Annotated in this window: 7 protein-coding genes; 4 read left to right on the forward strand and 3 right to left on the reverse strand. The window is 61.8% G+C overall.

Translation table 11 applies throughout. From position 1 onward, the window contains the following. Positions 1-56: 56 nt before the first annotated feature. Positions 57-7,799: an ESPR-type extended signal peptide-containing protein gene (locus tag AC3IYG_RS11720; protein WP_489308563.1), complete on the reverse strand. Its 7,743-nt coding sequence runs from the start codon at positions 7,797-7,799 to the stop codon at positions 57-59. Between the two features lie 914 nt (positions 7,800-8,713). Here AC3IYG_RS11720 and AC3IYG_RS11725 point away from each other — a divergent pair. Both AC3IYG_RS11725 and AC3IYG_RS11730 read left to right on the forward strand, forming a co-directional pair. Continuing rightward, entirely contained in the window at positions 8,714-9,628 is a 915-nt protein-coding gene (locus tag AC3IYG_RS11725) for a LysR family transcriptional regulator (RefSeq protein WP_489332096.1), read from the forward strand. A 459-nt stretch (positions 9,629-10,087) separates the two neighbouring features. Further along, positions 10,088-10,492: a hypothetical protein gene (locus AC3IYG_RS11730; protein ID WP_489308565.1), complete on the forward strand. Its 405-nt coding sequence runs from the start codon at positions 10,088-10,090 to the stop codon at positions 10,490-10,492. A gap of 115 nt (positions 10,493-10,607) precedes the next feature. Here AC3IYG_RS11730 and AC3IYG_RS11735 read toward each other — a convergent pair whose 3' ends face one another. Both AC3IYG_RS11735 and AC3IYG_RS11740 read right to left on the reverse strand, forming a co-directional pair. Next, the gene (locus tag AC3IYG_RS11735; protein ID WP_489308567.1) at positions 10,608-11,981 is read right to left on the reverse strand and encodes a heavy metal sensor histidine kinase; all 1,374 of its coding nucleotides are present in this window, start codon (positions 11,979-11,981) and stop codon (positions 10,608-10,610) included. Next, on the reverse strand, positions 11,978-12,661 hold the full coding sequence (locus AC3IYG_RS11740) for a heavy metal response regulator transcription factor (RefSeq protein ID WP_489308569.1): 684 nt from the start codon (positions 12,659-12,661) through the stop codon (positions 11,978-11,980). Before AC3IYG_RS11740 ends, AC3IYG_RS11735 begins: the two co-directional genes overlap by 4 nt. 205 nt (positions 12,662-12,866) lie before the next feature. Here AC3IYG_RS11740 and AC3IYG_RS11745 point away from each other — a divergent pair, with 205 nt between their 5' ends. After that, complete coding sequence (locus AC3IYG_RS11745) at positions 12,867-13,073, forward strand: co-regulatory protein PtrA N-terminal domain-containing protein (protein ID WP_489308571.1); 207 nt, start codon at positions 12,867-12,869, stop codon at positions 13,071-13,073. 154 nt (positions 13,074-13,227) lie between these two features. After that, entirely contained in the window at positions 13,228-14,970 is a 1,743-nt protein-coding gene (locus AC3IYG_RS11750) for a copper resistance system multicopper oxidase (RefSeq protein ID WP_489308573.1), read from the forward strand. The last annotated feature ends 7 nt before the right edge of the window (positions 14,971-14,977 follow it).

The following is a 14,977-nucleotide window of genomic DNA, read 5'->3' on the forward strand; positions in this document are numbered from 1 at the left end:
CAATCCTTGCGCACAAAAGAGGTGAAGTGCCGAGGGGTTTTCCCCCTCGGCCAAACTTAATCGATCAAACCGGTGAAGCCGACACGGGCCGTGGCCCCCGCCGCAGAACCCCCGACGGCGCCAGTGACACTCCAACGTCCGTTATCCGAAGTGCGCCGGAAGGACAGCCCAATAGCCCCCTGGCCGCCGTGGTAGCCAGTACCGATGGAGTAGGTCAATTTGCCGGCGACATAGGGTGCGGACTCCATGGAAACGGCTGCGGCGATACCCGCATTGGAGTTGCGCTCAACATCGTCGATCTTGTTGTTCAGACTATTGATATGACCGCCCATGTAACTGCCCAACGCATCGAGCTGGCTGACGTTCACCGCATCGGTTGGCGCCACTCCCGGAGCCACCCCGGTGATGGTGCGGTTACCGAGGTTAACTTCACCGTTACTGCTACTGGTGCCGACATAGGCCGCCTGATAACTGCTCTGCGCACCGACCGTGGTCGCTGAACCCGTACCGATGGCAATGCTGTTGGCATGCGTTGCACTGGCACCGCTACCTATTGCGGTAGCACCCTCTGCGGAAGCCTTGGCGCTACCACCGACGGCCACAGTGTCATTGGCCGAGGCATTGGCCTGATTACCAAATGCCGCACTGTTGGTCCCCGACGCCGCCGAACCAGTGCCGACCGCGGTGCTCTTGCTCCCCGTAGCCGCGCTTTGATTGCCGACTGCCAAGGCGTCATCCGCCGAGGCCACCGCACCATTGCCGCCAGCCGACGAGTTCTTACCCGTCGGTTTTGGCTTGGTGATCGGCGCTTCCTGGCTGACCTGGAACATGCCATCAGCGCCATTGGTCAGGTTCGTCACATCGGTAGAGTTGTCTTCCAGCACAGTGACCCGGTTATCCAGATTGGTCACACTGCCGGCCACCTCCTCGACAGCCTTATTAGTTGCGTCCAGTTGGGAACCGTTGACCGCATCCGTGCTGGTTGCGGAAACCCGACCCGCCGCGACATTGGTCACCGTACGCTCGGCACCTTCGCTGCCGACACTGACCGTACTGGTCGGTGCATCACCGGCATACTCATAGGTCTTGCCGTTGATGGTGCCGCTCGCGGTCGCCACCACGGCGCTGGTGGTGCTGCCGGAGCCCAGGGCCACATCGCCGGCATTGGCATTGGCGCTAGCACCCGCACCAACCGCCGTACTATTCGCAGTACCTGCTGTGGCACCGACCCCAGCGGCCATGGCATTGACACCTGTAGCGCCATCATTGTTGTAGTTGGCAGCGGCCACGCCGTTGTCATTCACGCTGTAGTAATGGCTAGGCGTGGCATTGGCTACAGCGAAGTTCAACTGGCTGACGTTCACCGCGTCGGTGTCATTCACGCCCGCCGCGACATTGCTGATGACCGTGCCACCGGCATTGATCCCTGAACCGCTCACACTGACCGAGCTATTGCTGAAACTGAGGCCGCCGTTGGTGATCAAGGTCGAGCCGACAGTCAGCCCGATGTCATTCAGGATGCTGCCACCCGCGTTGATGCTGTCTACCGTGATCGCATTGGCCAGATCGAAGGTCACGTCGTTGCTATCGGTGGCTTTGCTCACCACGATATTGCCGTCGCTGTTCTTCAGATCGACCTTGTTGCCGGTCGCGCTATTGGCCCCGACGTTGGTGCCGTTGGTGCCTTGTGCCGTGATATCCCAACCGGCGTTGGCGGTTACCGTAACGGCTTCCAACGCCGTATTGGTCGCATGCAGTTGCGAGCCGTTGATGGCATCGGTACTGCTAGCGTCCACACGGCCTGCCGCTATGTTGGTGACGGTACGCTCGCTGCCCACCGAGCCGACACTGACGGTACTGCTCGGCGTGGCGCCGGCATAGTTGTAGGTGACGCCCCTGATGGTACCGCTGGCAGTCCCGACGGCCGCAGCAGTCGTCGAGCCAGCCCCCAAGGCGACACTGCCCACCTCACTGGCTACAGCGTCACGGCCAATGGCCACAGCATTGTCGGCACTGGCGGTTGCCTCATAGCCCAGCGCCGTCGAACCCTGACCTTGGGCAAAGGCATCGCTTGCAGCCAGACCGGTTTCGTTGGTGCGGGCATAGCGGATACCGGTGCCATTGGCCTCGGTGTACACGGTGCTGATATCGCCAGCGATGTTGGTGATGGTGTCGCCCAGGTTAGTGACATCCCCTTCTACCGAAGTGACGCGGTTGTCCAGGTTGGTGACATCGCCTTCCACCGTGGTTACGCGGCCGTCGAGGTTGGTGATGTTGGTGGTGTTTTGTGCCACGTTTTCGTTGGTGGTGTTGAGTTGCGAGCTGTTCACCGCGTCGGTGCTGGTGGCGCTGACCTCACCCGCTGCCACGTTGGTGATGATGGTGTCACCGGCGTCGATGCCCAGGTTGGTGATGCTCGGGCCGCCCGTGATGGTCAGGCCGTTACTGTTGAGGGTGGTATCGCCCAGGGTCAGCGAGTCGGCCACCAGGTCGTCGGCCAGGTCGAAGGTGACGTCGTTGCTGTCCGTCGCCTTGCTGACCTCGATATTGCCGTCGCTGTTGTTCAGGTCGACGCTGTTGCCGGTGGCGCTGTTGACGCCGACGTTGCTGCTGTTGGCGCCTTGCGCGGTGACGTCCCAGCCGGCGTTGGCGACGGTGGATACATCGTTCAGTTGGTCGACGTTGACCGCATCGGTGCCGTTAACACCTTCCGCCACGTTGCTGATGGTGCTGCCGCCCGCATCGATGCCGGCGGTGGTGATGCTCGGGCCGCCCGTGATGGTCAGGCCGTTGGTGTTGAGGGTGCTGCTGCCGGTGATCACGCTGGTGAACTCCGGGTTTTCCGCCATCTGCAGTTTGACTTCGCCCGTGGCCGGGTCGACTTCGGTTTGCAGGTTGGCGCCCGAGTAGGTGCCGGCGGTGCTGGCCAGGCCAGTGATGCCGAGGGTTTCACCCAGCTTGCGGTCCACCGAGCCGCTGTTGCCGGCGAAGGTGATCGGGGTGTCGGCCAGGTCTTGCAGGTCGCCTTCCAGGGTGGTGACGTCGCCTTCGACCGTGGTCACGCGGTTGTCCAGGTTGGTGATGTTGGTGGTGTTTTGTGCCACGTTTTCGTTGGTGGTGTTGAGTTGCGAGCCGTTCACCGCGTCAGTGCTGGTGGCGCTGACCTCACCCGCTGCCACGTTGGTGATGATGGTGTTGCCGGCGTCGATGCCCAGGTTGGTGATGCTCGGGCCGCCCGTGATGGTCAGGCCGTTACTGTTGAGGGTGGTGTCGCCCAGGGTCAGCGAGTCGGCCACCAGGTCGTCGGCCAGGTCGAAGGTGACGTCGTTGCTGTCCGCCGCCTTGCTGACCTCGATATTGCCGTCGCTGTTGTTCAGGTCGACGCTGTTGCCGGTGGCGCTGTTGACGCCAACGTTGCTGCTGTTGGCGCCTTGCGCGGTGACGTCCCAGCCGGCGTTGGCGACGGTGGATACATCGTTCAGTTGGTCGACGTTGACCGCATCGGTGCCGTTAACACCTTCCGCCACGTTGCTGATGGTGCTGCCGCCCGCATCGATGCCGGCGGTGGTGATGCTCGGGCCGCCCGTGATGGTCAGGCCGTTGGTGTTGAGGGTGCTGCTGCCGGTGATCACGCTGGTGAACTCCGGGTTTTCCGCCATCTGCAGTTTGACTTCGCCCGTGGCCGGGTCGACTTCGGTTTGCAGGTTGGCGCCCGAGTAGGTGCCGGCGGTGCTGGCCAGGCCAGTGATGCCGAGGGTTTCACCCAGCTTGCGGTCCACCGAGCCGCTGTTGCCGGCGAAGGTGATCGGGGTGTCGGCCAGGTCTTGCAGGTCGCCTTCCAGGGTGGTGACGTCGCCTTCGACCGTGGTCACGCGGTTGTCCAGGTTGGTGATGTTGGTGGTGTTTTGTGCCACGTTTTCGTTGGTGGTGTTGAGCTGCGAGCCGTTCACCGCGTCAGTGCTGGTGGCGCTGACCTCACCCGCTGCCACGTTGGTGATGATGGTGTCACCGGCGTCGATACCCAGGTTGGTGATGCTCGGACCATTGTTGATGGTCAGGCCGTTGCTGTTGAGGGTGGTGTCGCCCAGGGTCAGCGAGTCGGCCACCAGGTCGTCGGCCAGGTCGAAGGTGACGTCGTTGCTGTCCGCCGCCTTGCTGACCTCGATATTGCCGTCGCTGTTGTTCAGGTCGACGCTGTTGCCGGTGGTGCTGTTGATGCCGACGTTGCTGCTGTTGGCGCCTTGCGCGGTGACGTCCCAGCCGGCGTTGGCGGTAGTAGTTACATCCTCCAGTGCCTGGTTAGTGGCGAACAGTTGCGAGCCGTTGATAGCATCGGTGCTGGTGGCACTTACTCGGCCTGCGGCAACGTTGGTAACAGTGCGTTCGGCACCAGCCGAACCCACACTGACGGTGCTGGTCGGCGTCGTACCGGCATAGTTGTAAGTAACGCCACCTATGGCTGCACTGCTTGTGCCCACAACAGGAGAGGTTGTGGAACCTGCACCCAATGCAACACTGCCTGACTGCGTAACCTGCGCCCCGGCACCAATGGCGATACCAGCCTCAACTTGCACCGTTGCATCCGTGCCCAGTGCAATCGTGTTCTGGGCCTGTGCACGGGCCTGATCACCAATGGCAACCGATGCCCCACCAGAAGCCTCACTCTGCACACCAGCCGCGAAGCTATTACCACCGCCGGCATTGTTGTTGAAACCAATCGCAGTACTGCTTCCGCCACCAGCCGAGTTCTGGAAGCCAATAGCCGTACTGGAATTACCAGTGGCCTGGCTCAGATGACCAACTGCAGTTGCGGAAAGACTTTCAGCACGCGCGCCTCGACCTACGGCAGTCGCATTCGCTTCGCTAGCAGCAGCATCGACACCTGCTGCCAGTGCATTAACACCAGTGGCACCGTCGTTATCGTAGTTACCGCCTTGTACGCCGTTGTCATTGACGCTGTAGTAACGAGTTTTAGCGGCATTTAGCTGGTCAACGTTGACCGCATCAGTACCATCTACACCTTCAGCTACGTTGGTGATGATGGTGTTGCCGGCGTCGATGCCCAGGTTGGTGATGCTCGGGCCGCCCGTGATGGTCAGGCCGTTACTGTTGAGGGTGGTATCGCCCAGGGTCAGCGAGTCGGCCACCAGGTCGTCGGCCAGGTCGAAGGTGACGTCGTTGCTGTCCGTCGCCTTGCTGACCTCGATATTGCCGTCGCTGTTGTTCAGGTCGACGCTGTTGCCGGTGGCGCTGTTGATGCCGACGTTGCTGCCGTTGGCGCCTTGCGCGGTGACGTCCCAGCCGGCGTTGGCGACGGTATTTGTAGCGGTCAGTGCATCCTGAACGGTGGTGTAACTGGTGCCCCCCACGTTGAGGTTGGCACTGACGGTATGGGTCGTGGGGTTGTAGGTGGAGCCGCCGCCCAAAGAGGCTGCGGTGCTGCTGCCCACGGAATCCAGATTGACGCCCAGGGCGGTGACCGCGCTGTTGGTGCGGAACAGTTGCGAGCCGTTGACGGCGTCGGTGCTGGTGGCACTGAGGCGGCCAGCCGCCACATTCTGCACCTGGCGTTCGGCACCAGCGGCGCCAACGCTGAAGGCGCTCGCTGGGGTGCCCCCGGCGAAGGTGTAGGTCACACCATCCACCACGGCGCTGGGCACGTTGGTGGGGGTGACCGTGGTCGAACCGCTGCCGATGGCAACGTCACCGAGGCTCGCGGAGGCCACGGCGCCGGCGCCGATGGCGATGGTGTTGTTCAGCGTGGCGCTGGCATTCGTACCCATGGCCACGGCATCGCTCCGCGTGGCCGTGGCACCGTTGCCTATTGCTGTCGAACGCAACCCCAGCGGACTGGCAGATGCATTGAGGCCTATGGCGATTGAGGCGTTGCCGGCAGCGAAGGCGTTGCTGCCGAGAGCGACCTGATCTCTGCCGGTGGATGCGGTAGAGCCTCCGTGCCCCATGACCACGGAGGAGTCACCGGCCGCTACAGCATTAGGGCCAGCGGCCAGGGCATTGATACCGGTGGCGCCATCGTTGCTGACGTTACCCTGCGCCGTGCCAGCATCGTTGACGCTGTAATAGTGGGTGGTCGCTGCCGACAACTGGGCCACGTTGACCGCATCGCTGTACTCGGTACCCGCCGCGACGCCGGTGATCTGCCGGTACACGCCCGCGTCGGCACTGCCAACCGCCACGGCGCCGCTGGTGCTGTTGGTGACGGCAATGGCCATATCGAGGCCATCGGCCGCGCCGGTGACGGGGTTGTAGCCCTGCACGCCAGCGCCGGTGTCGGCAACCGCACCGACGCCCAGGGCCACGCCGCCGACCACGGTGACATCGGCCGAGTTGCCGATGACAACGGCATTGACAACATCGACATCGTTGTTGTTGCCGATGATGCGGCTGCCGTCGGCAGCGGCACCCAGTATGTTGTTGTTGCCGAAGGTGCCGGCATTGTCGGCGTCGATGGTGTTGTCGTTACCGAGCGAGTACGAGCCCACCCCGTTGATCACGGTGGGGTCGCCCACGGCACCGGAGCTGGCACCATTGACGATATTGCCGGTACCGATGCTGATGGAGTTTGCGGCATTGGCTTGAGCGCCTCTACCGATGGCCACGCCGTTGACACCGGCGGCCACGGCGCTGATGCCCACGGCCACGGCACTATTGCCACTGGCCACGGCAGCGAGGTCGGAACGTGCGCTGATCGCGATGGCATTGTCGCTGGCCGTCGCTCCGGCGCCCAGCGCAGTGCTCGATGCGCTCGCGCTCGTGCCGGTGGTCTTGGCGGCGTAGCCCACGGCGGTCGACTGTCTGGCGCCGGTGACGGAGGAGCCGCTGCCGATGGCCACGCTGCCGGTCGTCACCGCGGTCGCGGTATCGCCCAGGGCCACACTGCCTGCCGCTGCCGCATGGCTGTTGTTGCCCAGCCCGACCGAGCCTTGCCCGGTCGCCGTATTGCCGGTGCCCAGTGCCACCGCGCCGGTGCCATTGGCGGTGTTGTTGGCGCCCATCGCGAGGGCGCCGTCGCCCGTGGCGGCCTGGCCGCGCCCGATGGCCACCGCGCCGCCGGCCGTGGTGCTCGAATTGGCGGTGGTGCCCGCAGCGCCGATGGCGACGTTCTGGCCGGTCGCGCCGCTGGTCACGCCATTGCCCTGGGCGATGCCATTGACACCGTTGACGGTGGCGCCGTTGCCGACAGCGATGCCACTGGTACCCGCCGCCACAACCGTGGCAGTGGCGCCGATGGCGATGCTGCTGGTCGCTAGCGCATTCGCCGTGGCCCCCACCGCCAGCGAAGAGGCTTGGGCGGCGCGGCTGTTGTACCCGATGGCCACGGAACCCGTGTTCGCGGCTGCGGCATTGAGCCCGACCGCGACGCCATACTGACCGGCCTGGCTGGTCGCACCAAGCGCAACACCACCATCGCCGTTGACCAAAGCACGCGCCCCGTACACGGTGGCGCCTGCCGTGCCAGGAGCACTCGCATTGCAGCCGGCGATGGTCGAGTACACGCCGCCGGCCGACGTTGCCTGGCTGTTCGTCGCCGAAATGGTGACCCCGCCGATCGTGGCCGGAGCGCCGGCTGTGCAGCTCTGCTCGGTATCGATCGAGTTGGCCGAGGCCAGGCCCGGCGCGCCGAACCATAGCCCGCCCAAGGCCAATAGCGCCGCCATGACCCCACTGCGCTTCACGCGCAGCACACTGCCCGCCTTGCCATTGGCTTGCGCCAACTCAGAGGCAACCACCCATTGCCCACGGGTTTTGCACCAGACCACTCGATACGATTTGTTCATAAATCACCTGCTGCGCACGTCAGACATTCCGTTGAACCCGCACAGCCCTGAACCAAAGGCGGGCTTTTCGCGGGTTTCCCGACGTCAACCTACCGAGCCACCTGGCAAATCTGCGGAATACGTCACAATTCTTCAGAATCTGATGGGCTGTCATTGACAACCTGGCAACACTTCTAGGAAGGCCACTCCAGCCCTTCCCGCCTCCTCCGGAACTTTTGTGGTCATGGGTCGCGAGGTAAGGAAGCGGAGCCGCTGTGCGTTTCTCAGACAAAAGCCGACCCGTGGCTCATTGCACGGCATTCGCCGCGAGAGCCCAGCATGGCGCCTGGATGTTCTGTAATCAGTTGGATTGGGTTTTAACTGAGGCTGACTATTGACCTGTTTAATAGCCAGCCAAGCCTGCGCACCTAGCAACCTGAAGAATTAGATTTATAAGCACTAACTTATATAGGCCAGCCAAACTAAAACATAACGCAGCAATCGTTAGTCGCAGACACCTGACACTCACATAAGGGTATTTGCAAATAGCGCGACCATTCGATACTTAAATCGATAGCACTCGCACAAGAGCCATAAAACAGCCAAGCACATTAATCGTAGCGATACGTTATTTAATAAAAAGACCGGACCTAAACCATCTCAACCTGCGCGCTATAAGCCTGTGCCCGTTTGAAGAATCGCCTTGCTCGCTCCTCCTCAGGCGGCCTAGCAAGTAGCCGCAACGGCAAGCCCTCGTCCGCTCACCTGAACCCACTGACTTTGCGAGCGTCCTGCCATGCCTCGACACCGGGAGAACCGATGGTGATTACGTTTATTACTAGGCTAATGGCTAATGGCTAGTAAGCTGGATATAGTATAGGTCCGGTAGCACCGTGGTGATAATCGACTAGATTTGCATTTCACTCGTACAAAAAATGAAGAAATCAACCGTCGACCTTTCTGCACTTCAAGTACTGCTGAGCATCGTCTCCGCTGGCGGGTTCGCGCAGGCTGCGCGCCTGCTTGGGGTGCCGCCCAATCGGCTGAGCCGGCAGATCCAGCGCCTTGAGGCCGAACTGGGCGTGCGCCTGCTGCACAGAACGACGCGACGCCTCAACCTGACCACCGCCGGGCGCACCCTCCTGGATGAAGTGACGCCGGCGCTTGCACAGATCGAAAGCGCCTGGAGCAGCGTTGGCATGCAGGCGGAGGAAGTGGCCGGGCACTTCAAAATCACCGCCCCTGCCGACTTTCTTGCTGTATTTAAGGCAGAGCGATTGGCGGCTTTTCTGGAGGCGCACCCGGCGGTCAGTATTGAACTGATCCTGGGCGACGATGTTTCCGACATTCTGGCGCAGGGTATTGACCTGGCCTTGCGTGGCGGCGCCGTCAAGGACGAGTCACTGATTGCGCAGCCTATCGACGAGGCACGCTTCATTCCGGTAGCCAGCCCAGGGCTTTTGAGCCAACTGGGGCTACCGAAAAGCGCCAGGGATTTGTCCTTCTACCCCTGTGTGCTCGCCCATGGGAAGGAAGGACGCGCAATCTGGACGATGCAAGGGCCTGACGGGGAGGAGTCCGTCGCGGTTTCAGGGCGGCTGATGCTCAACAGTTCGGGGGCGCTTATCATTGCGGCCAAGGCGGGGTTGGGCATCGCACTGGTACCCAATGTATTGGTGAAATATAGCCTCGCCGATGGCAGCCTGATTCATCTGCTGCCGGATTATTTTTTTCGTCCCGGGTGCCTTTACGCGGTTTATTCGAGCCGCAACCAACTGCCCAAGGCACTGCGGGTATTTATCAACTTCGTCATCGGCGAGTTGCGACCCAAACCCCCTGCCGCTGACTAATAGAGATAATAAAAGTCTCAAGCAACCATGCTCGTTGACAAGCGCTCATAGTTAACTCCATCTTGGGTTAAGTTGCAGTCGGAGCGAAGCGCAGAGCAATAAAGTCCGCATTACCCGGCCCAGTTGCAATCGATCCGCCCGGCCGGACGGGTACAAGCCGGGGAAACCCTGGTGGCGCTGGAAGAGCCGGCCATCGCTTCGCGCATTCTCAGCAGTGAAGCCAATATTCGTAGTTACGAAGCCCGCCTGGCCTGCGTGGAGGGGATAACAAGGTGCTGGCGCATGCTTAAGTGAATGGCCTCACTGCATCAGCGGGGGTTTTTACCCTTGCGCGGGGTGTCAGCCTGAGGCCGCACTGACCCGGGTCGATTGCAGTCAGTCGATAATCTCCACCAAACTGACGCCCTGCCAAGGCGGCGCCAGCCTTTGCCGCCTCACCCCAGGACAATGGAGACTCCCATGCCAGCAATCGACCCACAGCAGCGCCTTGCGGCCCGCACGGCCATCCTCAACCACGTAGACGCCCAGGACTGCACCGTCTACCGCCAGGACAACCCCGATCCGGATGCTGAAGAACAGGACCTTGGCGACGCCAAAATTCTCTTTAGCGGCCGGTTCGAGGCCCCCGCCGATTGGGATGAACTGGAACGCAACGAGTTTTTCGGCGATACCGCCCCCGAACTGTTCATGACCGCCTTTATCGAGTGTGAGGCCAAACCCGCAACAGCCGCTTTCTTCACCCCGGAAGTGGGCGACTACGTGGCGACCATGCCAGGGTTGGGGGAAGTCGTGATGTTCTATGTGTGCGACTACAGCGAGGACGAGAACGGCAGAAAGTACGTGCTGGTCCGCGACGAGGAGTAGCGGACCCTGGGCAATGGCGTAGTGATCGAGGCGCTGGCTCCACAGACCAACGGCATCGTCCAACAAGCCCTCTGCGCTTGCCCGCAGCGGCAGGCAAGGCTGCTGACCGCCGCGCTCATGGCGCGGGAAACTCCAGATGGAAGGTTGTGCAACCGTTGCCGGAGGTACAGCCGATCCGTCCACCGTGGGCTTCGACGATCGAACGGGTGATCGACAGCCCCAGGCCGGCATTGCTCGGGTGGCCCTCACGGCGCGCAGGATCGACTCGATAGAAGCGGTCGAACAGCTTGTCCAGGTGTTCGGCAGGAATGCTCTCGCCGGGGTTTTCCACGATCAGCGCCGTGGAGCCGTTGTTCTGGTCGAGCCGTACGCTGATGGTGTTGCCCGCCGCGGTATAGCGCAAGGCATTGGAAAGCAGGTTGGATATGGCGCGATGGAGCATGGCTTCGTCGCCCAGAACGGTGCCGCAGCCAGAGCGGCTGAGCTCGATGCCGCGCTCGTCAGCCAGCAGGCCGTAATACTCGAACAGCTTATCCACCACCTCTTCCAGGGCTATGCGCTGGCGCTCGGCGATGATCAGGCCATTGTCGGCCTTGGCCAGGAACAGCATCTCATCGATCATCCGCGCGATGCGTTTCAAGTCATCCAGATTCGAGTAGAGCGTCTCCTCGTAGTCCTCGCTGTTTCTTTTCCGGGACAGCACGACTTCGGTGTGCGTCATCAGGTTGCTGACCGGTGTGCGCAGTTCATGGGCAATGTCGGCGGAAAAGTTGGAGAGCCTGACGAATGCATCGTCCAGCCTTGCCAGCATGGCGTTGAATGAAGACACCAGTTGCTGCAGCTCGAGCGGAATAGGCGCCATCGGGATGCGCTCCTTGAGCGACTTGGCCGACATCGACGCGGCCCGGGCGGTCACTTGCCGCAAAGGGCGCAAGCCACTGCGCGCCACGAGCCAGCCAAGCCCGGCGCTGACCAGCGCACTGATGATCAGCCCGACCCAGAACCAGCGCCTGAGCGTCTCGAAGAAAGACATGTGCTGGGTAACATCCAGGGCCAGCATCAGGGTCAGGGGCTGCTGCTGCCCGTTGATCGCCACCTGCACGGTCATGCCGCGAAACATGTGCCCCCGGCCCTGCCACTCCCAACTGTTCGGGCCCGAGGCCGAACGGAACCGCTCGGGGATGTCGACGGGCAGCGGCTCGGCAAACAGCACCGTGGCGTCGCTGTCCTGGATGACCGCCGTGAGATCGCGATGCGCCCCGAGCAAAGCCTGCAATTGCGGCTTGGCTTCATCGAAAGCCGCAAGACCCGGCAGTGCCTGCAAAATGCGTTGGCTTGCCTGCAGTTTCTCCAGCAGCGCGTGCTGATCGAGCGCGTTGAAGTGCAGTTGGCTGAGATGGTTGAAGCTGAGCCCGGCGCTGATCAGCACCGCGGTGACGGCGAACATGAACATCCAGCTCAGCCGCGCCGTCAGGGAAAGCCGCCTCATGCCGCCCCCGGTGCATCAAGCATGTAGCCCATACCGCGGACGGTGTGGATGAGTTTGAGCTCGAAATCGTCATCGATCTTCGCTCGCAGGCGCCTGATTGCCACCTCGATGACATTGGTGTCGCTGTCGAAATTCATGTCCCAGACTTGCGATGCGATCAGCGATTTTGGCAATACTTCGCCACAACGGCGCAGCAGCAGCTCCAGCAGGGCGAACTCTTTTGCGGTGAGGTCGATGCGTTGACCGGCGCGAATGGCTCGACGCTTCATCAGGTCGACCTCAAGGTCGGCGATTTTCATGTGGGTCTGGGACGGGGCATTGTTGCCTCGGCGCAATAGCGAGCGAACCCTGGCCAGCAACTCGGAAAAGGCGAAGGGCTTGATCAGGTAATCGTCGGCGCCCAGCTCCAGCCCCCTGACCCGGTCTTCCACCCGGTCGCGGGCGGTCAGGAACAGCACGGGCACGTCATTGCCGGTCGCGCGCACCCTGCGCAAAACTTCCCAGCCATCCAGGCCGGGCATCATGACGTCCAGTATCAGCAGGTCATAGGCTTCGTTCAGCGCGTGCTCAAGGGCCGCCGTGCCGCTGCTCACCCGCTCGACCGTGAATCCAGCCTCGCTCAGGCCCTGCTGCACATAGGTGCCGACTTTCGGTTCATCTTCAGCGACCAGGAGTTTCATCGGGTTTTTCTCGCGTGCATTTAATGGCGTCTTGAGTGTGCAGGGACTTGAAGCAACCAGGCAGAACCTGACGCAAATGTAATCTTCGCCTCAGGTTTCTGTCAGGACGCGAGGGTTAGCCTGGCTTCGAGCCTGAAGCTCAGCCCCTTGATCCGGCCTGAGAGGTAAATCAAGGGGTAATCGACCCACACCCGAGGATACCCAAATGAAATTCATGAAAGCGCTCTTCGTTGTCGTCGCCGTGACTGTTTCTTCCCTGGCCCTGGCCGAAGGCGGCGCGGAGCGTACCTTCGCACGCATGGAGCTGGCTCAGAAAATCTCAATGCAGGCCAACCAGGTCGCCCAGCAGCGCAAGGCCGCCGCCCCTGTCGCTGAAAGCACGACCAAGGCTGCAGGCCACGCCAATTGCTGATCGATCCGGGCTCTTGGCCAAGCTGACAGAAATGTAACCATCCGGATGCTGCAAATGTGGCAGTTTCCGCTCTCGCTGGCTGTCGGTATTGGATCAAACAGCATGCGCTGGCAGTTCAGCACCGGTTTACTTTGATTGATTGGACATAAACGGCATGCAATCGAAAACCTCAAGACGGACCTTCGTCAAAGGCCTGGCCGCTGGCGGGATGCTCGCCGGCCTGGGCCTGTGGCGCACGCCCGTATGGGCCGTGAGCAGCCCGGGCCTGCCGGCGGTGCTCAGCGGCGCCGAGTTCGACCTGTTCATTGGTGAAACCCCGGTGAACATCACCGGTTCACCGCGTACGGCCATGACCATCAACGGCACCTTGCCGGGCCCGCTGCTGCGCTGGCGTGAAGGCGACACGGTCACGCTGCGCGTCAAGAATCGCCTGGAGCAAGACACCTCGATCCATTGGCACGGAATCATCCTGCCCGCCAACATGGATGGCGTGCCTGGCCTGAGCTTCCACGGCATCGCGCCCGATGGCATGTACGAGTACAGATTCAAGGTTACGCAGAACGGCACCTACTGGTACCACAGCCACTCAGGGTTGCAGGAGCAAGTTGGCGTCTATGGACCGATCGTGATCGACGCCAAAGAGCCCGAGCCCTTCCAGTACGACCGCGACTACGTGGTGATGCTGAGCGACTGGACCGACGAAGACCCCGCCCGGGTCATGGCCAAGCTCAAGAAACAGTCGGACTACTACAACTTCCACAAACGCACCGTCGGCGACTTCATCAACGACGTGAGCGAGCAAGGCTGGGCCGCCGCCGTGGCCGATCGGAAGATGTGGGCCGAGATGAAGATGAGCCCCTCCGATCTCGCCGACGTCAGCGGTTACACCTACACCTACCTGATGAACGGCCAGGCACCCAATGGCAACTGGACCGGCATCTTCAAACCGGGCGAGAAGATCCGCCTGCGCTTTATCAACGGCTCGGCCATGAGCTACTTCGATGTACGCATCCCGGGCCTGAAAATGACCGTGGTGGCCGCCGATGGCCAGCACGTTAAACCTGTCAGCGTCGATGAGTTGCGCATCGCTGTCGCGGAAACCTATGACGTGATAGTCGAGCCGAGCGGCGCCGAGGCCTACACCCTCTTCGCTCAATCCATGGACCGCACGGGCTATGCCCGCGGCACCCTGGCTGTGCGTGAAGGCTTGAGCGCTCCCGTTCCCGAGATCGATCCCCGCCCGCTGATTGGGATGGGTGACATGGGCATGGACCATGGAAGTATGGGCGGCATGGACCACAGCAAGATGACTGGCATGGGCAACGGCGATATGGCCGGCATGGATCACAGCAAGATGGCTGGCATGGCCGAAATGCAGTCGCACCCGGCCTCCGAGAATGGCAGCCCGCTGGTGGACATGCAGACCATGTCGCCGACGCCGAAACTGGATGATCCGGGTATTGGCTTGCGAAACAACGGCCGTAGGGTGCTCAGCTATGCCGACCTCAAAAGCACCTTCCCCGATCCGGACGGGCGAGAACCGAGCCGCACCATCGAACTGCACCTGACCGGCCATATGGAGAAATTCTCCTGGTCGTTCGACGGCATCAAATTTTCCGATGCCGAACCGCTGCGCCTCAAATACGGCGAGCGGCTACGGATCACCCTGGTGAACGACACCATGATGACCCACCCCATCCACCTCCACGGCATGTGGAGCGACCTCGAGGATGAGAACGGCAACTTCATGGTGCGCAAACACACCATCGACATGCCGCCTGGCTCCAAGCGCAGCTACCGCGTCACGGCCGATGCCCTGGGCCGTTGGGCCTACCACTGCCACCTGCTGATGCACATGGAAATGGGCATGTTCCGCGAAGTCCGTGTGGATGAATAAAGGAGAC

This window comes from Pseudomonas sp. KH_027 (assembly GCF_057838565.1).

Coding starts and splice junctions, on each gene's coding strand:
- AC3IYG_RS11720 (WP_489308563.1), bottom strand. CDS start 7,799: ATGAACAAATCGTATCGAGTGGTCTGGTGCAAAACCCGTGGGCAATGG.
- AC3IYG_RS11725 (WP_489332096.1), top strand. CDS start 8,714: ATGAAGAAATCAACCGTCGACCTTTCTGCACTTCAAGTACTGCTGAGC.
- AC3IYG_RS11730 (WP_489308565.1), top strand. CDS start 10,088: ATGCCAGCAATCGACCCACAGCAGCGCCTTGCGGCCCGCACGGCCATC.
- AC3IYG_RS11735 (WP_489308567.1), bottom strand. CDS start 11,981: ATGAGGCGGCTTTCCCTGACGGCGCGGCTGAGCTGGATGTTCATGTTC.
- AC3IYG_RS11740 (WP_489308569.1), bottom strand. CDS start 12,661: ATGAAACTCCTGGTCGCTGAAGATGAACCGAAAGTCGGCACCTATGTG.
- AC3IYG_RS11745 (WP_489308571.1), top strand. CDS start 12,867: ATGAAATTCATGAAAGCGCTCTTCGTTGTCGTCGCCGTGACTGTTTCT.
- AC3IYG_RS11750 (WP_489308573.1), top strand. CDS start 13,228: ATGCAATCGAAAACCTCAAGACGGACCTTCGTCAAAGGCCTGGCCGCT.